The following is a 17,304-nucleotide window of genomic DNA, read 5'->3' on the forward strand; positions in this document are numbered from 1 at the left end:
CCGAAGGCTTGCGCCATTCAGCGGTTGTGGACTTCTTACTCGAAGAAGTCCTTCACTTTATCCATCCAGCCCTTGCTCTGCGGGCTGTGCTTGGCACCGCCGTCGTTGGTCAGGCGCTCGAACTCCTTGAGCAGGTCCTTCTGCTTGTCCGTCAGCTTGACGGGGGTCTCGACCACGACGTGGCAGAACAGGTCGCCCGCGTAGCCGGAGCGCACGCCCTTGATGCCCTTGCCTTTCAGGCGGAAGGTCTTGCCGGTCTGGGTGCCTTCGGGGATGGTGAAGGACACCTTGCCGCCCAGCGTCGGCACTTCGATCTCGCCGCCCAGGGCCGCCTTGCTGAACGAGATCGGCATCTCGCAGTGCAGGTCGTCGCCTTCGCGCTGGAACACGGGGTGCGGCTTGATGTGGATCTCGACGTACAGGTCGCCCGGGGGACCGCCGTTGGTACCCGGCTCGCCGTTGCCCGAGGAGCGGATGCGCATGCCGTTGTCGATGCCGGCCGGGATCTTCACCTCGAGCGTCTTGTTGCGCTTGATGCGTCCGGCGCCGCCGCAGGCCGCGCACGGTTCCGGGATGATCTTGCCGCTGCCGTGGCACTTCGGGCAGGTCTGCTGGATCGAGAAGAAGCCCTGCTGCATGCGCACCTGGCCGTGGCCATGGCAGGTCGAGCAGGTGACGGGCGAGGTGCCCGGCTTGGCGCCACTGCCGTGGCAGGTGTCGCACTTGTCCCAGCTCGGCACGCGGATCGTCGTATCGAAGCCGCCGGCCGCCTGTTCCAGCGTGATCTCGAGGTTGTAGCGCAGGTCGGCGCCGCGGTACACCTGCGGACCGCCACCGCCGCCACGACGGCCGCCGCCGCCAAAGATGTCGCCGAAGATGTCGCTGAAGGCATCGCCGAAACCGCCGGCGCCGAAGCCGCCGCCCATGCCGCTGTTCGGATCGACGCCGGCATGACCATAGCGGTCGTACGCCTCGCGCTTCTCCGGATTGGTCAGCATCTCGTAGGCTTCCTTGACCTCCTTGAACTTCTCTTCCGCTTCCTTGTTGTCGGGATTGCGGTCCGGATGGTATTTCATCGCAAGCTTGCGATAGGCCTTCTTGATGTCTTCTTCCGAAGCACCTTTCGCGACCCCGAGGATCTCGTAAAAATCACGCTTTGCCATTTGGCGGCACCTTGCTGTTATCTACTGTACTGGCGAACTGTCCAACCCCGGCAACCGTTGCGCGCGGCTTCGTCCCGGCCGGGACGGCAGTCCAAAACACGCGAGTATACCGTGAGCATGCATGGCTTGCTGCGTTCAGGCCGGAAATACAACGCGCTGGGACGGATGGGGGCTTTACAAAAAAACCGAGCCGGGCACCTGGTGGTTGCATCGGCTCGGCGGGTCAGGCAACGGAGCCGCCAGGGCGGCTCCGTTCGACGAATTACTTGGCGTCCTTGACTTCCTTGAAGTCGGCGTCGACCACGTCGTCGTCCTGCTTGGCGCCGGCGTCGGCACCCGGCTGCGCACCGGCACCCGCCTGGGCACCAGCAGCACCCTGCTGGGCCTGCATGTCGGCGTACATCTTTTCACCCAGCTTCTGGGCGGCGGTCGACAGGGCCGCGACCTTGGCGTCGATGTCGGCCTTGTCGCCCGACTTGATCGAGGCTTCCAGGTCGGTGATCGCCGCTTCGATCTTTTCCTTCTCGCCGGCTTCCAGCTTGTCGCCGTACTCGGTCAGCGACTTGCGGGTCGAGTGGACCAGCGCGTCGGCCTGGTTGCGCGACTCGGCCAGTTCCTTGACCTTCTTGTCTTCTTCCGCGTTCAGCTCGGCGTCCTTCACCATCTTCTGGATCTCGTCTTCCGACAGGCCCGAGTTCGCCTTGATGGTGATCTTGTTTTCCTTGCCGGTGGCCTTGTCCTTCGCGCCCACGTGCAGGATGCCGTTGGCGTCGATGTCGAAGGTCACTTCGATCTGCGGGGTGCCGCGCGGTGCCGGCGGGATGCCTTCCAGGTTGAACTCGCCCAGGCCCTTGTTACCGGCGGCGATTTCGCGTTCGCCCTGGAACACCTTGATGGTCACGGCCGGCTGGTTGTCGTCGGCGGTCGAGAACACCTGCGAGAACTTGGTCGGGATCGTGGTGTTCTTCTGGATCATCTTGGTCATCACGCCGCCCAGGGTCTCGATACCCAGCGACAGCGGCGTCACGTCCAGCAGCAGCAGGTCCTTGCGCTCGCCCGACAGCACGGAACCCTGGATGGCGGCGCCGACGGCGACGGCTTCGTCCGGGTTGACGTCCTTGCGCGGATCCTTGCCGAAGAATTCCTTCACCTTTTCCTGCACCTTCGGCATGCGGGTCATGCCGCCGACCAGGATGATGTCGTCGATGTCCGAGACCTTGACGCCGGCATCCTTGATGGCGGTGCGGCACGGCTCGATGGTCTTGGTGATCAGTTCCTCGACCAGGGCTTCCAGCTTGGCGCGGGTGATCTTCAGGTTCAGGTGGACCGGGGCGCCGTTCGCCATGGCGATGTACGGCTCGTTGATCTCGGTCTGCTGCGACGACGACAGTTCGATCTTGGCGCGCTCGGCCGATGCCTTGATACGCTGCAGGGCGATCGGGTCCTTGGACAGGTCCAGGCCGTTGATCTTCTTGAATTCGTCGATGATGTAGTCGATCACGCGCTGGTCGAAGTCTTCGCCGCCCAGGAAGGTGTCGCCGTTGGTCGACAGCACTTCGAACTGCTTCTCGCCGTCCACGTCCGCGATCTCGATGATCGACACGTCGAAGGTGCCGCCGCCGAGGTCATACACGGCGATCTTGCGGTCGCCCTTGTCGGTCTTGTCCAGGCCGAATGCCAGCGCGGCCGCGGTCGGCTCGTTGATGATGCGCTTGACGTCCAGGCCCGCGATGCGGCCGGCGTCCTTGGTCGCCTGGCGCTGCGAGTCGTTGAAATAGGCCGGCACGGTGATGACGGCTTCCGTCACTTCTTCGCCGAGGTAGTCTTCGGCGGTCTTCTTCATCTTGCGCAGCACTTCCGCCGAGATCTGCGGCGGAGCCAGCTTCTTGTCACGCACGCCGACCCACGCATCGCCGTTGTCGGCCTTGGTGATCTGGTACGGCATCAGCGCGATGTCTTTCTGCACTTCCTTCTCGTCGAACTTGCGGCCGATCAGGCGCTTGACGGCGAACAGGGTGTTCTTCGGGTTGGTCACGGCCTGGCGTTTCGCCGGCGCGCCGACCAGGATCTCGCCATCTTCCTGATAAGCGATGATCGAAGGCGTGGTACGGGCGCCTTCCGCGTTTTCGATGACCTTGGGCTGGCCATTTTCCATGATGGCCACGCAGCTGTTGGTGGTGCCCAGGTCGATACCGATGATTTTGCCCATAATATTTTTTCCTTTTTAGTACTTCAGTTTTCCAGATGTGCCGAATATTGGGAAATACCGCTTGCTTTCAAGAGCTTGAAGAAGCTTCAGCTCAACATTATTTGGGGGCGGCGGCCGTGACGATGGCCGGACGCAGCAGGCGGTCGGCGATCATGTAGCCCTTCTGCAGGACAGCCACCACGGTATTCGCTTCCTGGTCCGCCGGCACGACGGCCACGGCCTGGTGCTTGTTCGGGTCGAGCTTGTCGCCGGCTTGCGGCATCACCTCGACCAGGCGGTTCTTCTCGAAGGCGGCGGTCAATTGCTTCAGGGTCATCTCGACGCCTTCCTTGATCGACTCGACCGTCGGCGCCTCGACCTTCAGCGCCATCTCCAGGCTGTCGCGCACCGGCACCATGGCTTCTGCGAAGCTTTCGATCGCGAACTTGTGAGCCTTGGCGACGTCTTCCTGGGCGCGGCGGCGGACGTTGTCGGCCTCCGCCTTGGCACGCATGAAGGCGTCGTGCGTCTCGGCCAGCTTGGCTTCGGTAGCGCTCAGCTGTTCTTCGAGACCGGATGTGGCCGGCGCACCGGTCTGCTGTTCGGCCGCGGGCGCGGCGTCACCTTCGGGCTGCTTCGCCACTTCTTGGTTTTCTTGGTCTTGCATCGAAAAAACTCCTGGAATCAAGGACTTGGCTGATGAATGGACGAATGTTGTTCGTCTTACAGGCCCGCATATTGGGCGCTCTCCTACATTTTCAAGGGACTGCAATCCTTGTCATGCCGAAAAGCGTGTCATCTTTTGTTACAAGATTTACCAAGTGGCAGGCCCTGTCATCAGCGCATCATGTCAACATGTTTCCTATAAGACATCCTGCGCGCAGGCGCCGATCTCCGATAGGGAACCATCATGAAACTGCATCTGATCAGTGGCGCCGTGGTGGTTTACACCCTGCTGACGCTGCTTGCAATCTGCCTGGCCGAGCTCAATCCGGCGCCACAAAACGTGCCATTCTAGCAGCTTGATTGGGAATGTCTGTCGGCGATGCAATGGTGGGCACGGGGTGCGTACCCTACGATCCATCGCCGCGTAGGGTGGGCATCACATGCCCGCCGGCCTGCCGCTACCTTCGAAGAATGCGTCGTGCGGAGTAAATCGGGCACTGGCCCGATTTACCTGCCCACGCCTGGCGCTTAGGCGACAGGCGCCTGCTCCGCGCCGAGGGAAATGGCGTACTCGTGCCCGACCTGGGCATCGCGCTTGCGCGCCGCCTGCTGCACGGGCGTGAGCATGGTCGGCCAGCCGATCAGGTGCTGTTCGGCGACTTCCGCCAGGCCCGCGATCCAGTCGGGGCTGTCGTTCAGGCAGGGGATGTAATGGTATTCCTGGCCGCCGTTCGATTCGAAATCGTGGCGGACTTCCATATTGATCTCTTCCAGCGTCTCCAGGCAGTCGCTGGTGAAACCCGGGCACATCACGTCGATGCGGCGCACGCCGCCCTGCGCCAGCTGCTGCACGGTCTGCGCCGTGTACGGCTGCAGCCATTCCGCCTTGCCGAAGCGCGACTGGAAGGTGACCAGGTACTCGTCCGCGCCCAGGCCCAGGCGGGTGGCCAGCAGGCGCGCCGTCTTGTGGCATTCGCAGTGATAGGGGTCGCCCAGCTGCAGCGTGCGCTTGGGCACGCCGTGGAAGCTCATCACCAGCTTGTCGCCGCGGCCGTGCGCTTCCCAGTAGGCTTCCACCCGGCGCGCCAGCGCCTCGATATAGCCTTCGTGGTCGTGGTAGTTGCGCACCAGGCGCAGCTCGGGAACGTTGCGCACGTCCTTGTAGTGGGCGAACACGGCATCCCACACCGAGGCCGTGGTCGTGCCCGAGTACTGCGGGTAGGCCGGCAGCACGACGATGCGCTCGACGCCGCGCGCCTTCAGGCCGTCGAGCACGTCCGGCAGCGACGGGGAACCGTAGCGCATCGCCATGACGACCTCCACATCCTGGTGGCCGCGCTCGGCCAGCTGCTTCTGCAGCTGCGCCGCCTGGCGCTTCGTGTACACCTTCAGCGGCGAGCCTTCGCGCATCCAGATCGTCTGGTACTTCTTGGCCGACGCGCCGGAGCGGAACGGCAGGATCGCCAGGTGCAGGATCAGGCTCCAGACGGCGCGCGGGATCTCGACGACGCGCGGGTCGGACAGGAATTGCTTCAGGTAGCGCCGCACGGCGGGACGGGTCGGCGCGTCGGGCGTGCCCAGGTTGACGAGCACGATGGCGCTGCGGGAAACGGTGCCGTGCTGGTGGGGCGGTTCTTTGCGGTAGGCCATGGGGAGCGATGATGATGATGTGGCGTCATTATAAATTGCCGCCGTATTGATGCCGAGTTGATATTACTGATCGGGACGATAGGCCTTTGTACCAGCACCTGGCGCCGCCGGGAACATGCTGGAAGACCAGTACCAGCGCGGATCGCGCAGCCAGGCGAAGCGCGGCTTGTCGGCCAGGACCGCCAGGGGTGCCAGGTCGATGCCGTAGCGCCACAGCAGCGCGATCAGCTCGCGCAGGGCTTCCGCGCCGAGGCGTCCCGTGTGCAGGTCGAACACGAGGTCCCGCACGACGCCCCTGACGTTGGAGATGCAGGCAATGTCGGCCAGTCCTTCGAAGAACCGGCGCTCGTCGCCATCCGAGTAGAAGGATTCCAGCCGGATGACGAGCTGCATCTGTTTCAGGACGCCAGCAGCTCGCGCGCGTGCTTGCGCGTCGTCTCGGTGATCTCGATGCCGCCCAGCATGCGCGCCACCTCTTCCACGCGCGCCTTGTTGTCCAGCACGTCGATGCGCGAGACGGTCTTGCCGTACTCGGTCGTGCCCTTGGCCACCTGGAAATGCTGGTTGGCCTGGCTCGCCACCTGCGGCAGGTGGGTCACGCACAGCACCTGCCGGCTCTGGCCCAGGCGCTTGAGCAGGCTGCCGACGACTTCCGCCACGCCGCCGCCGATGCCGGTGTCGACCTCGTCGAAGATCAGCGTGGGCACCGTCGTCGCGTGCGCCGTGATCACGGCGATCGCCAGCGAGATGCGCGCCAGTTCGCCGCCCGACGCCACCTTGGCCAGCGGCCGCGCCACGACGCCGGCGTGGCCGGCCACCATGAACTCGACCTGCTCCAGGCCGTAGCTGGCCGGCTCGCACGGGTTGAGCGCGACCTCGAAGCGGCCGCCGCTCATCGACAGTTCCTGCATCGCTTCCGACACCTGCGAGGACAGGCGCTGGGCCATCGCGGTGCGGGTGGCCGAGAGCTTGCGCGCCGCTTCCATATAGACGCCCCGGGCCTTGTCTTCCTGGCGCTTCAGGCCGTCGACGTCGCTGGCGTCGGCCAGCTGCTGCAGCTTGGCCTTCAGCGTCGCGTGCTCGTCCGGCAGTTCCTCGGGCGTGACGCGGAACTTGCGCGCCGTGCCGTGGATGGCATCCAGGCGCGCATCGACCTGGGACAGGCGTTCCGGATCGAGCTCGATCTTGTCGACGTAGTTGTTCAGCGCGTACACCGCTTCCTGCAGCTGGATGCGCGCCGGCTCCATGCAGTCGAGCACGGCCTGCAGGCCGGCATCGACGTCGGCCAGCTTGGCCAGCTTCTGGTTCAGCGAGGACAGCTGCGACAGGATCGGCTGCTCGGCTTCCGACAGCGCATTGAGCGCTTCCTGCGCGCCTTCGATCAGGCTGGCCGCATGCGACAGGCGGCTGTGCTCATTGGTGACCTCGGCCCACTCGCCGGGCTTGACGGCCAGCTTGTCGAGCTCGCCTACCTGCCATTCGAGGCGCTCGCGTTCCAGCAGCACGTTCTTGGCATTGGTCTCGTATTCCTCGCGCTGGCGCGCCAGCGCCTTCCACGATTTATAGGTGGTCGCGACCTCGCGCACCTGTTCGGCGGCGTCCGGGTCGCGCACGGCGACCTGGTTGTCGAGCAGCGCGCGCTGGGCATCGCCCTTGAGCAGCGACTGGTGCGCGTGCTGGCCGTGGATGTCGACCAGCAGCTCGCCCAGCTCGCGCAGTTGGCCCGCGGTAGCGGCGCTGCCGTTGATATAGGCCTTGGAGCGGCCGGCATTGTCGATCACCCGGCGCAGCAGCGCCCCGCCCTCTTCCGCCGAGAATTCGTTCTGGTCCAGCCAGCTGCTTGCGGCCGGCGTCAGCGCGAACTCGGCGCTGATGTCGGCCTTGAGCGCGCCTTCGCGCACCATGCTGGCGTCGCCGCGTCCGCCCAGCGCGAGCTGGAGCGCATCGATCAGGATCGACTTGCCGGCGCCGGTCTCCCCGGTGAATACCGTGAAGCCGTTCGAGAACTCGAGCTCGATCGTGTCGACGATGACGAAGTCGCGGATGGTCAGTGTGCGCAACATGAAGAAAGGGGTCTCCTGGTGGATGGCCTGCAATTACTTGGGTTTGTTGTCGCTGGACGGGTATTCGTTCCAGTGCAGCTTTTCGCGCAGCGTATGGTAGTAGCTCCACCCTTCCGGATGCAGGAAGGTGATGGTGTCGGGCGAACGGGAAATGACGATCTCGTCGCCGTGCTGCAGGCTCGTGAAGGTCTGCATGTCGAAGTTCACGCTGATGTCGCGGCCGTTGACGATCTCGACCACGATCTCGCTGTTGTCCGGCACCACGATCGGGCGGTTCGACAGCGCGTGCGGCGCGATCGGCACCAGCACGATGCCGGCCAGCGTCGGGTGCAGCAGCGGGCCGCCGGCCGACAGCGCGTAGGCCGTGGAGCCGGTGGGCGTGGAGACGATCAGGCCGTCCGAACGCTGGTTATACATGAACTGGCCGTCGACCGTGACTTTCAGCTCGGCCATGCCGGCCCCCGTGCCGCGCGCCACCACGACGTCGTTGACGGCGACGGAACAGTGGATCTCGGTGCCGCCGCGCATGACGCGCGCTTCCAGCAGCGTGCGTTCCTCGGCGCGCGCCTTGCCGCTCAGGATCTCGCCCAGCGCCGGCAGCATGCGGTCGATCGGGATGTCGGTGATGAAGCCCAGCCGGCCCGAGTTGATGCCGATGAGGGACAGCTTGAAGCGCGCCAGCTGGCGCGCGATGCCCAGCATGGTGCCGTCGCCGCCGACCACGATGGCGGTGGAGCAGTGCTCGCCGATCTCGCCCACCGTCATCGCCTCGACGCCGGACACGGCGACGTGCGACGCCGTCTCCTGCTCGAACACGACGCGGTAGCCGCGGCCGCGCAGGAAGTCGACGATGGCCTTGACGGGCTCGTCGATCCCGGCCGTGTTGTGCCGTACGACCAGCGCGATGGTTTGTTGCGGTTCAGGCGTCACGGACATACGACTCTCGGCGGCGGTAATGAGGAGACAGAAGATTAACCGATTCGCTTGGCTTCTGCACTATCGCAACTCAGCAAATACTGTACAAACACACAGTATAGTTGGGTGGATGCGCTTCCCGCAAGCGACTCGGAAAATACTTCTTGGCAACACCTCAATGCAGCACGCCGAACGCCACCGCCAGCAGCAGCGCGGCGCCGATCGACAGCCAATGGAAGCACATCAGCACGGCCCAGCGCAGCACCGTCAGCACGCGGCCGCCGCCGTACACGCGCCGCATGGCCTTGGGGAGGTACAGCGCCAGCCAGATCCACAGGGCGAAGGTGACGAGGCCGAAGCCATTCGGCACCAGACGCATCAGGGCCATCATCAGGAAGGCGAAGGCATTCGTGTGCAGCGCGAACAGCAAGTGTTCGCCGTAGCGCCGTCCCGAGCCCAGGTACAGCACCTTCAGGTACAGCGCGAACAGCGGCATCAGCAGGAAGATCGCGTACGGCGCGTAGCCGTAGAAGGCGGCCCGCAACACCCTCTCCCGCTCCGCTTGCGGCAGGTCGACGAAATGCCCGAACTTGTCGCCCAGGTAGGGACTGACGTCGTTGACCACCGCGCGCACGTCGCGCGTGCCTTCGCGGAATTCGCCCGGCTTGTCCTCGTTGATGACGGCGACCTTGCCGTCCCCGGTCCGGCCCGCGTCGCCGTCTGCAATCTCGCCGTCCGCGGTCTCGCCGTCCTTGCTCCCGCCTTTCTTGGCGGGCGCCGGCGCATGGCCGCTGCCGTGCTGCTTGCCGGCCGCCTGCTCCTTGACCGGGCCCGTGCGGATGATCTCCTTGTCGCCATGGTCGGTGAACTTCAGGACGGCGAAGAAGATCACGCTGAAGGTCAGGTACACGCGCAGCGGCTGGACGTAACGCACGCGCCGGCCCGCCATGTATTCCAGCGTCAGCTGCCCCGGCTTGAGCAGGAGCAGCCGCAAGGTCTGCCACAGCTTGCCTTCGAGGGCGACGTAGTGGCCGATGAATTCGTGCAGGAACTCGCGCGTGCTGGGCGGATGCAGTACCGTCTCCTGTCCGCACTGGTGGCAGAAGTTGCCGGAAACATCGGCGCCGCAATTCGGGCAGTCGCTGGCGGCATGGTGGTCGAGCGCTTCGTGTTTCACGGTAGTTCCTGGCAATTGTCGGGAAACTATATGGTAAACACGTAATTGCAAAAAAGCATCATCCAATTGCGCGACCGGCTTGTGGATGTGGCGTTAGGATTTAAACAATTAAATCTGGGAGGCCATCATGCCGCAGGAAGAAAAAGACCGTGTCGTGAACACGGACCGCAAGATCGAGGAACAAAGCTACAAGCGCGAACCGCACGAGCGCGACGAATCGCCGGACGGCCAGAGCGTCAAGCCGCGTGGCATCATCAAGCAGGCCGCCGAGGACATCGAGAACGGCCTGGTCGATACCGAGAACTACGAAGGCCGCGGCACGCCGGGCCTGGAACAGGCCGTGCAGCCGAAACCGGATGCCAGCGGCGAAGCCAATCCGCTGCCGGACCGTCACCGCGACATGCGCGACCACGACTCCGTCGTCCCCGTCGATGAAGGGAAGAACCGATGAAGGCACGGCTCCTGCTTACCCTCCTGGCGGGCGCCTTCAGCGTGTCCGCGCTGGCCCAGCAGTATCCCGTCGGCTGGGGTCCGAATCCCGCGCTGCCGGCGCCGCAGAAGTCGCTGATCCCGACGATGAACATCGCCAAGGCCGAGCCGTGGCCGCAGGGCACCCGCCCTACCCCTGCCGAGGGCCTGACGGCCACCGCGTATGGAAGCGGCCTCGACCATCCGCGCTGGCTCTACGTGCTGCCGAACGGCGACGTGCTGGTGGCAGAGAGCAACAAGCCGAAGAACGCGCCGAAGGAAGGCGGCATCAAGGCCAAGGTGCAGGGCATGGTGCAGGAGAGGGCCGGCGCCGGCGTCGAATCGCCGAACCGCATCACGCTGCTGCGCGGCCTCAGGGCCGACGGCACGGCCGAGACGAAGACGACGTTCGCGAAGGACTTGAATTCGCCGTTCGGAATGGTCTTGGTCGGCAACGACCTGTACATCGCCAACGCCGATGCGCTGTGGAAGTTCCCGTATAAGACGGGCGAGACCAGCTTGTCCGGCAAGGGCACCAAGGTCATGGACCTGCCGGCCGGCATCAACCACCACTGGACCAAGAACGTCATCGCTTCGCCGGACGGCAAGAAGCTGTACGTGACGGTCGGCTCGAACAGCAACGTGGGCGACAAGGGCATGGAGATCGAGGAAGGCCGCGCGGCCATCTGGGAAGTGGACGTCGCCAGCGGCAAGGGCCGCATCTTCGCCAGCGGCCTGCGCAACCCGAACGGGATGGCCTTCCACCCGCAGAGCAAGGTGCTGTGGACCGCCGTCAACGAGCGCGACGAGATCGGCAACGACCTGGTGCCGGACTACATCACCAGCGTCAAGGACGGCGGCTTCTACGGCTGGCCCTACAGCTACTACGGCCAGCACGTCGACGAGCGCGTCAAGCCGCAGCGTCCGGACCTCGTGGCGAAAGCGATCGCGCCGGACTATGCCGTCGGCGCGCACACGGCCTCGCTGGGCCTCGCGTTCTACGACGGCAACCTGCTGCCGCAATACAAGAACGGCGCCCTGATCGGCCAGCACGGTTCCTGGAACCGCAAGCCGCATTCGGGCTACAAGCTCGTGTTCGTCCCCTTCACGGACGGCAAGCCGAGCGGCCCGCCAAAGGACATATTGACAGGATTCCTCAGCAAGGACGAACATGCGTACGGGCGCCCGGTCGGCGTGACGGTCGCCAAGGACGGCGCCATCCTGCTGGCAGACGACGTCGGCAATATCGTCTGGCGGATCGCGCCCGCAGGCAAATAATCCACCTAGGGAGAAGAGCATGATCAAGCGTAAAGGCAGCGCCGTCTGGAGCGGCGGACTCAAGGACGGCAAAGGTGCGGTCTCGACCCAGAGCGGCGTCCTGAAGGACACCCAGTACGGCTTCAACACCCGCTTCGCCGACGGCATCGGCACCAATCCGGAAGAGCTGCTGGCGGCCGCGCACGCAGGCTGCTTCACGATGGCCCTGTCGGCCCAGCTGGCCGAAGCCGGCCTGACGGCAACCAAGCTGGAAACCAATGCTACCGTGTCGCTGGACCAGGTCGATGGCGGCTTCGCCATCACCGCCGTGCACCTGGACCTGACGGCCACCATCCCCGGCGCCAGCCAGGAAGCGTTCCAGGACGCGGCGCAGAAAGCCGAGAAAGGCTGCCCGGTGTCCAAGCTGTTCAATACGAAGATCACGCTGGATGCCAAGCTGCAGGCTTGATCCGCTTCGCGGCTGAAGTCCGGGGTCAGAGCCCCTTGGAAAACAAGACCCGGCTCTGACCCCTGCTGCAAAGATTCCCCCGAACGCATAGAATCCCTGTTTCCCCACACTCCAACAAGGATCACCATGCGCCTCCTTCACACCATGCTCCGCGTCGGCGACCTGCAGCGCTCGATCGACTTCTACACCAAGGTGCTCGGCATGAAACTGCTGCGCACCAGCGAGAACACCGAATACAAGTACAGCCTGGCCTTCGTCGGCTACGGCAGCAACCCGGACCACGCCGAAATCGAGCTGACCTACAACTGGGGCGTGGACAACTACGAGATGGGCACCGCCTACGGCCACATCGCCCTGTCCGCCGAAGACATCTACAAGACCTGCGAACAGGTGCGCGCGGCCGGCGGCAACATCACCCGCGAACCGGGCCCGGTCCTGGGCGGCAGCACCGTGATCGCCTTCATCACCGACCCGGATGGCTACAAGGTCGAACTGATCCAGCGCGGCGACAACGAGAGCGGCGGCGGGCTGACCAAGCAATAAGCGGCGGCTGCCAGCAGGGTCCGGCGGGCCCTGCTACAATCCTCCTGTCCGTTTCAAGCGGATACTGTTTATATAAATACGTCTTCGGGGCGGGGTGCGATTCCCGACCGGCGGTATGGCCATCACGGCCGAGCCCGCGAGCGCTCGCTGCATGGTTCTTATGCGGCGAGGTCAGCAGACCTGGTGAGAAGCCAGGGCCGACGGTATAGTCCGGATGAAAGAAGATGTGCGTCATTACGCGCCTGCGTGCCTGCCACGCCGGCTGCGCCGTTTCGCTTTGCCCTGATGCGTTTTTCGCTAGTTCACGATATTGCGAGGAGCGTCTCAATGACCATCGACACCTTTACCCTTCAAAGCGACGACCTGGAAGGCCGCATTGCCGCCGCCCTGGAAGCCACCCGCGCCGGCATTCCGGTGATCCTGCTCGACGATTTCGACCGCGAGAACGAAGCCGACCTGATCGTGTCGGCCGAAAAGCTCACGACCGAGACCATGGCGCTGATGATCCGCGAATGCAGCGGCATCGTCTGCCTGTGCCTGTCGGCCGACAAGGTGCGCGCGCTGGACCTGCCGCCCATGGCGGCGGAGAACGGCAGCAAGTACGGTACCCCGTTCACCGTCTCGATCGAGGCGCGCGAGGGCGTCACCACCGGCGTGTCCGCCGCCGACCGCGTGACGACGATCCGCGCCGCCATCGCGGCCGATGCCAAGCCGTCCGACCTGGTCCGTCCGGGCCACGTGTTCCCGCTGCGCGCCAACCCGGCGGGCGTGCTGGGCCGCGCCGGCCACACGGAAGGCTCCGTGGACCTGTCGATCATGGCGGGGCTGCAGCCGGCCGCCGTGCTGTGCGAACTGATGAACGAGGATGGCACCATGATGCGCGGCGACACCATCGAGCGCTTCGCGCGCGAGCGCGGTTTCCCGATCCTGACCATCGCCGAGATGATCGAGTGGCGCAAGCGCGAGCAGCGCGAAGCGGCTTGATTACGCTTTGATCCTGCAATGAAAAACGGCGCCGCGGCGCCGTTTTTTTATTGCTGCATGCCGTGCTTACGGCTGCTGCAGCAGCGCGTTGATCGGCATCAGGTCTTCTTCGCGCAGCGAGCCCGCGGCGGCCTTCAGGCGCAGGCCGGCGATGATCGTGTTGTAGCGCGCCTTGGCCAGGTCGGTGCGGGTCTGGTACAGCTGGCGCTGGGCGTTGAGGACGTCGATATTGATGCGCACGCCGACCTGGTAGCCCAGCTTGTTCGACTCCAGCGCCGAGTTGCTCGACACTTCCGCCGCTTCCAGCGCCTTCACCTGGGCCAGACCCGTGTTCACGCCGAGGAAGGACTGGCGCGCCGTCAGCGCGGCATTGCGGCGATTGGCCTCCAGGTCGTTGCGCGCCTTGTCTTCCAGCGCGATCGATTCGCGCACGCGGCTGGTGACGGCGTAGCCGCTGAAGATCGGGATGCTGTACTGGACGCCGATGGCGTTGTTGGTGGTCCTGCCCGACTGCGACTGCACCTGGCCGCCGACGTCGCGGTGCAGCGAGCTGGCCACCAGGTCCAGCGTCGGGTAGTGGCCGGCGCGGTTCTTCGAGATGTCGCGCTTGGCCGATTCCAGCGACAGCTGGGCCACGGCCACCGCATAGTTCTGGTTCTCGGCGGCCGACACCCACTGATCGACGTTGACCGGCTGCGGCGCGCTCAGGGTCACGCCCGTGCGCAGCGTGGCCAGCGTGGCCGGCGCGGTGCCGATGATGGCCTGCAGGGCCGTCTTCTTGTTTTCCAGGTCGTTCACCGCGGCCAGCTCCTGCGACACCACCAGGTCGTAGGCCGCCTGGGCTTCGTGGGTGTCGGTGATGGTCTGGGTGCCGACCTCGAAGTTGCGCTTGGCCGATGCCAGCTGCTCGGTGGTCGCTTCCTTCTGGGCGCGGGTCGATTCCAGCGTGTCCTGGGCCGACAGCACGTCGAAGTAGGCCTGTGCCACGCGCAGCACGAGATCCTGCTGGGCCTGGGCGAACTGGGCTTCCGCGATCGCCTGCTGCAGCTTGCTCTGCTGATAGGTTTCCCAGCGATCCCAGCGGAACAGCGGCTGCTGCAGCGCGATGGTGACCTCGTTGGTGCGCAGGGTCACCTTCTGGCCCGGCACGGTGCCAACGGGCGTCACGCCGTCGTCGCCGAACAGCGGAGAGCCTTCGTTGAACGGCGAGACGTCGGTATTGGCCCGAGTCCAGCTACCGTTGATGCCGACGGTCGGCAGCAGCCCCGAGCGCCCCTGGGTGATGCGTTCGCGGCCCGCCACGGCGGAGGCACGGGCGCTGGCATAGGTGGCGTCGTTCGCCAAGGCCTGCCGGTACACCTGGAGCAAATCGGCCGCCTGCGCCTGGAGCGAAAAAGCACTGGCCAGCAGCACGGCGATAAGGGGTTTCTGCATTACTTTCTCCGTCGGAGTCATCAAGTTATGGACGCAGGCCTTCGACGCTTCAGTACTTCGGCATCGAGGGATCGACCTGCACGGCCCAGGCGTGTATCCCGCCCGTCAAATTCGTTACGTTGCTGAACCCGTTACGCTCGAGGAAGGCGGCGACCTGCATGCTGCGCGCGCCGTGGTGGCACACGCAGACGATGTCCTGGTCGTCATCCAGTTCGCTCACGCGGATCGGAATCAGGTGCATCGGGATCTGGGTCGAGCCTGCGATCTGGCAGGTCTCGAATTCCCAGTTTTCCCGCACGTCGAGCAACAGCGGCTTGGGACGCGCGGGGTCGGCCAGCCAGGCCGCCAGCTCGGGTGCGGTAATGTGTTCCATGGTGCGTCCGCTCAGAACTGGAAGTGCGACGGCACCGGGGCGCCCGTCAGGTACTTCACGTTGGTTTCGAATACCTTCACCGTGCTCCAGGCGTTGTCGCCGGTGCGGGTGATGATCGACGCCTCCATCACCGGCGGCTGGCCGACGATGGCGGCGATGCGGCCGCCCGGCTTGACCTGCTTGAGCAGTTCTTCCGGCAGCACTTCCAGCGCACCCGAGATCACGATCACGTCGTACGGCGCACCCTTGCCGAACTCCACCACGCCATTGCCCTGCTCGACGGTCACGGTCGAGATGCCGGCCCTGGCCAGGTTCTTCTTCGCCAGCTCGACGCTTTCCGGATTGATTTCCACCGTGGTCACCTTGGCGGCGCGGTGCGCCAGCAGGGCGGCCATGTAGCCCGAACCGGTGCCGATTTCCAGCACGGTCTCATGCTTCCTGACCTTCAGCTCTTCCATGATGCGCGCCTCGATCTTCGGCGCGAACATCGCCTCGCCGCCCGGCAAGGGGATTTCGACGTCCGCGAACGCCAGGTTCTGGTAGGCGGCGGGCACGAACTGTTCGCGCTTGACGACGTGCAGCAGGTCGAGGATTTCGGTATCCAGCACGTTCCAAGGACGGATCTGCTGTTCGATCATGTTGAAGCGGGCTTGTTCGATGTTCATTTCAATACTCGGTTGAAAAAGAAATAATCCGATATTTTATCGTTGAACGGCTTCAGCAAACATATCTTATCGACACGTCTGCCGAGACCAGCGGAAATTGCGACAGTCTGCAGTTTGGAGGGGATGAAACCCGGAAAACCGCGCGCCGGTCGCAGGAGAGGGATTCACCTGGCGCCGGCGGGCGCCGCGGCGGTGGCAGGCGACAGTCCCTGCAGGGCCATGTCGAGGAAGGTATCGAGGAAGGCTTGCGGGTCGAGCTCGGCGCGCGGGCACGGGCCGACGGAGTGCTTCCAGGTGATCAGCATCAGCATGGGGGCTACCAGCACCTGGGTCATCATGGGGATATTGATGGGACGGAAATCGCCGCGCGCGATGCCCCGCTCCAGCATCGTGGCCATGGCGCGGGTGCCCCGGTTGATGACTTCTTCCTGGTAGAAGCAGGCCAGTTCCGGGAAATTGTCGGATTCCGCCGTCACCAGCTTGATGATGCCGGAGACCTTGGTCGCGCCCAGACGCTCCCACCAGGACAGCACCAGCTGGCGCAGCAGGTCGGCGCTGTGGCCCTCGAACGCGGCCACCGAGACTTCGGCGTCGCCGATGATGGGCACGATGCTGGAACGGACGACGGCCTTGAACAGCTCTTCCTTGTTCTCGTAGTACAGGTAGAGCGTGCCCTTGGACACCCCGGCGCGGCGCGCGACGTCTTCCAGGCGTGTAGCGGCATAACCACGTTCGACGAACAGGTCGAGCGCCGCCTCCAGCAACTCCTGGGGCCGCGCATCCTTGCGCCGCTCCCAGCGGGGCTTGGTGTCAAAAGGGCATGCCATGCTTCTGTCTGACAACTTATTGTTGAGTCAACCGACTATAAGACCGGCGTCCGGGGGAGTCAAGAAAGCCCCTGTCACGGATTGTATCTGGCACTCGTAGTATACTGGCGGGCTTGCCTGCCTTGTGTTTACTTCCGCACGTTCCCAGTGACTTCTTCCTCCGAACCCGCGCGCTGCCGCCCCGGTTGCGGCGCCTGCTGCATCGCGCCGTCGATCACGTCGCCCATTCCCGGCATGCCGGACGGGAAGCCGGCCGGGGTGCGCTGCGTGCAGCTGGACGAGGACAACGGTTGCCGCATCTTCGGCCAGCCGGGCCGGCCGCGCGTCTGCGGCAGCCTGCCGCCCTCGCACGAGATGTGCGGCGCGACGCGCGAGCACGCGATGTTCTTCCTGGCCGAGCTGGAAAGCTTGACGTCCTGACAAGCTTAACGAACGGCCCTTGCCTCCGGCAAAAAAAGCACC

The 17,304-nt window shown here is 64.7% G+C and carries 18 protein-coding genes and 1 riboswitch; of the genes, 6 read left to right on the top strand and 12 right to left on the bottom strand.

What is annotated here, in order from left to right:
* Positions 1-35: 35 nt before the first annotated feature.
* From dnaJ to ACI1V7_RS22005, 8 genes are all read right to left on the bottom strand, one after another.
* On the bottom strand, positions 36-1,163 hold the full coding sequence (gene dnaJ, locus ACI1V7_RS21970) for a molecular chaperone DnaJ (protein WP_404533982.1): 1,128 nt from the start codon (positions 1,161-1,163) through the stop codon (positions 36-38).
* Positions 1,164-1,425: 262 nt separating this feature from the next.
* A complete protein-coding gene (gene dnaK / locus ACI1V7_RS21975) occupies positions 1,426-3,372 on the bottom strand; it encodes a molecular chaperone DnaK (RefSeq protein ID WP_404533983.1) in 1,947 nt (648 codons plus the stop codon).
* Between the two features lie 97 nt (positions 3,373-3,469).
* Entirely contained in the window at positions 3,470-4,018 is a 549-nt protein-coding gene (gene grpE, locus ACI1V7_RS21980) for a nucleotide exchange factor GrpE (RefSeq protein ID WP_404533984.1), read from the bottom strand.
* A 527-nt stretch (positions 4,019-4,545) separates the two neighbouring features.
* On the bottom strand, positions 4,546-5,667 hold the full coding sequence (hemH, locus tag ACI1V7_RS21985; RefSeq protein WP_404533985.1) for a ferrochelatase: 1,122 nt from the start codon (positions 5,665-5,667) through the stop codon (positions 4,546-4,548).
* Positions 5,668-5,730: 63 nt separating this feature from the next.
* Entirely contained in the window at positions 5,731-6,060 is a 330-nt protein-coding gene (locus tag ACI1V7_RS21990; protein ID WP_404533986.1) for a hypothetical protein, read from the bottom strand.
* 5 nt (positions 6,061-6,065) lie between these two features.
* Positions 6,066-7,730: a DNA repair protein RecN gene (gene recN, locus ACI1V7_RS21995; RefSeq protein WP_404533987.1), complete on the bottom strand. Its 1,665-nt coding sequence runs from the start codon at positions 7,728-7,730 to the stop codon at positions 6,066-6,068.
* Positions 7,731-7,763: 33 nt separating this feature from the next.
* Complete coding sequence (locus ACI1V7_RS22000) at positions 7,764-8,666, bottom strand: NAD kinase (RefSeq protein ID WP_404533989.1); 903 nt, start codon at positions 8,664-8,666, stop codon at positions 7,764-7,766.
* Positions 8,667-8,820: 154 nt separating this feature from the next.
* A complete protein-coding gene (locus ACI1V7_RS22005) occupies positions 8,821-9,822 on the bottom strand; it encodes a DUF3667 domain-containing protein (protein WP_404533990.1) in 1,002 nt (333 codons plus the stop codon).
* A gap of 127 nt (positions 9,823-9,949) precedes the next feature.
* Between ACI1V7_RS22005 and ACI1V7_RS22010 the strand changes: the two genes are divergently transcribed.
* The 5 genes from ACI1V7_RS22010 to ribB all read left to right on the top strand — a co-directional run bounded on the left by ACI1V7_RS22010 (position 9,950) and on the right by ribB (position 13,543).
* Entirely contained in the window at positions 9,950-10,273 is a 324-nt protein-coding gene (locus ACI1V7_RS22010; protein WP_404533992.1) for a hypothetical protein, read from the top strand.
* Positions 10,270-11,568: a PQQ-dependent sugar dehydrogenase gene (locus ACI1V7_RS22015; protein ID WP_404533993.1), complete on the top strand. Its 1,299-nt coding sequence runs from the start codon at positions 10,270-10,272 to the stop codon at positions 11,566-11,568. Before ACI1V7_RS22010 ends, ACI1V7_RS22015 begins: the two co-directional genes overlap by 4 nt.
* A 19-nt stretch (positions 11,569-11,587) precedes the next feature.
* On the top strand, positions 11,588-12,016 hold the full coding sequence (locus ACI1V7_RS22020) for an OsmC family protein (RefSeq protein WP_290413304.1): 429 nt from the start codon (positions 11,588-11,590) through the stop codon (positions 12,014-12,016).
* Between the two features lie 126 nt (positions 12,017-12,142).
* Positions 12,143-12,559, top strand: coding sequence for a lactoylglutathione lyase (gloA, locus tag ACI1V7_RS22025; protein WP_404533994.1), 417 nt, complete (start codon positions 12,143-12,145; stop codon positions 12,557-12,559).
* Positions 12,560-12,635: 76 nt separating this feature from the next.
* Positions 12,636-12,789: riboswitch (FMN riboswitch) on the top strand.
* Between the two features lie 97 nt (positions 12,790-12,886).
* Complete coding sequence (ribB, locus tag ACI1V7_RS22030; protein ID WP_404533995.1) at positions 12,887-13,543, top strand: 3,4-dihydroxy-2-butanone-4-phosphate synthase; 657 nt, start codon at positions 12,887-12,889, stop codon at positions 13,541-13,543.
* A 66-nt stretch (positions 13,544-13,609) separates the two neighbouring features.
* Here ribB and ACI1V7_RS22035 read toward each other — a convergent pair whose 3' ends face one another.
* From ACI1V7_RS22035 to ACI1V7_RS22050, 4 genes are all read right to left on the bottom strand, one after another.
* Positions 13,610-14,977: a TolC family outer membrane protein gene (locus ACI1V7_RS22035; RefSeq protein WP_404533996.1), complete on the bottom strand. Its 1,368-nt coding sequence runs from the start codon at positions 14,975-14,977 to the stop codon at positions 13,610-13,612.
* A gap of 49 nt (positions 14,978-15,026) precedes the next feature.
* Positions 15,027-15,350, bottom strand: a complete 324-nt coding sequence (locus ACI1V7_RS22040) for a rhodanese-like domain-containing protein (RefSeq protein WP_314541776.1) — start codon at positions 15,348-15,350, stop codon at positions 15,027-15,029.
* An 11-nt stretch (positions 15,351-15,361) separates the two neighbouring features.
* On the bottom strand, positions 15,362-16,015 hold the full coding sequence (locus tag ACI1V7_RS22045) for a protein-L-isoaspartate O-methyltransferase family protein (RefSeq protein ID WP_404533997.1): 654 nt from the start codon (positions 16,013-16,015) through the stop codon (positions 15,362-15,364).
* Positions 16,016-16,179: 164 nt separating this feature from the next.
* Positions 16,180-16,842, bottom strand: a complete 663-nt coding sequence (locus ACI1V7_RS22050) for a TetR/AcrR family transcriptional regulator (RefSeq protein ID WP_404533998.1) — start codon at positions 16,840-16,842, stop codon at positions 16,180-16,182.
* A gap of 147 nt (positions 16,843-16,989) precedes the next feature.
* On the opposite strand from ACI1V7_RS22050, the gene ACI1V7_RS22055 reads away from it, so the two are divergent.
* The gene (locus ACI1V7_RS22055; protein WP_404533999.1) at positions 16,990-17,262 is read left to right on the top strand and encodes a YkgJ family cysteine cluster protein; all 273 of its coding nucleotides are present in this window, start codon (positions 16,990-16,992) and stop codon (positions 17,260-17,262) included.
* Positions 17,263-17,304: the final 42 nt, after the last annotated feature.

It is taken from the genome of Massilia paldalensis, from assembly GCF_044901715.1.
Classification (GTDB): Bacteria; Pseudomonadota; Gammaproteobacteria; order Burkholderiales; family Burkholderiaceae_D; genus Telluria; species Telluria paldalensis.

Coding starts and splice junctions, on each gene's coding strand:
- ACI1V7_RS22035 (WP_404533996.1), bottom strand. CDS start 14,977: ATGCAGAAACCCCTTATCGCCGTGCTGCTGGCCAGTGCTTTTTCGCTC.
- gloA (WP_404533994.1), top strand. CDS start 12,143: ATGCGCCTCCTTCACACCATGCTCCGCGTCGGCGACCTGCAGCGCTCG.
- hemH (WP_404533985.1), bottom strand. CDS start 5,667: ATGGCCTACCGCAAAGAACCGCCCCACCAGCACGGCACCGTTTCCCGC.
- ACI1V7_RS21990 (WP_404533986.1), bottom strand. CDS start 6,060: ATGCAGCTCGTCATCCGGCTGGAATCCTTCTACTCGGATGGCGACGAG.
- ACI1V7_RS22040 (WP_314541776.1), bottom strand. CDS start 15,350: ATGGAACACATTACCGCACCCGAGCTGGCGGCCTGGCTGGCCGACCCC.
- dnaJ (WP_404533982.1), bottom strand. CDS start 1,163: ATGGCAAAGCGTGATTTTTACGAGATCCTCGGGGTCGCGAAAGGTGCT.
- ACI1V7_RS22010 (WP_404533992.1), top strand. CDS start 9,950: ATGCCGCAGGAAGAAAAAGACCGTGTCGTGAACACGGACCGCAAGATC.
- dnaK (WP_404533983.1), bottom strand. CDS start 3,372: ATGGGCAAAATCATCGGTATCGACCTGGGCACCACCAACAGCTGCGTG.
- ACI1V7_RS22050 (WP_404533998.1), bottom strand. CDS start 16,842: ATGGCATGCCCTTTTGACACCAAGCCCCGCTGGGAGCGGCGCAAGGAT.
- ACI1V7_RS22045 (WP_404533997.1), bottom strand. CDS start 16,015: ATGAACATCGAACAAGCCCGCTTCAACATGATCGAACAGCAGATCCGT.
- grpE (WP_404533984.1), bottom strand. CDS start 4,018: ATGCAAGACCAAGAAAACCAAGAAGTGGCGAAGCAGCCCGAAGGTGAC.
- recN (WP_404533987.1), bottom strand. CDS start 7,730: ATGTTGCGCACACTGACCATCCGCGACTTCGTCATCGTCGACACGATC.
- ACI1V7_RS22020 (WP_290413304.1), top strand. CDS start 11,588: ATGATCAAGCGTAAAGGCAGCGCCGTCTGGAGCGGCGGACTCAAGGAC.
- ACI1V7_RS22000 (WP_404533989.1), bottom strand. CDS start 8,666: ATGTCCGTGACGCCTGAACCGCAACAAACCATCGCGCTGGTCGTACGG.
- ribB (WP_404533995.1), top strand. CDS start 12,887: ATGACCATCGACACCTTTACCCTTCAAAGCGACGACCTGGAAGGCCGC.
- ACI1V7_RS22015 (WP_404533993.1), top strand. CDS start 10,270: ATGAAGGCACGGCTCCTGCTTACCCTCCTGGCGGGCGCCTTCAGCGTG.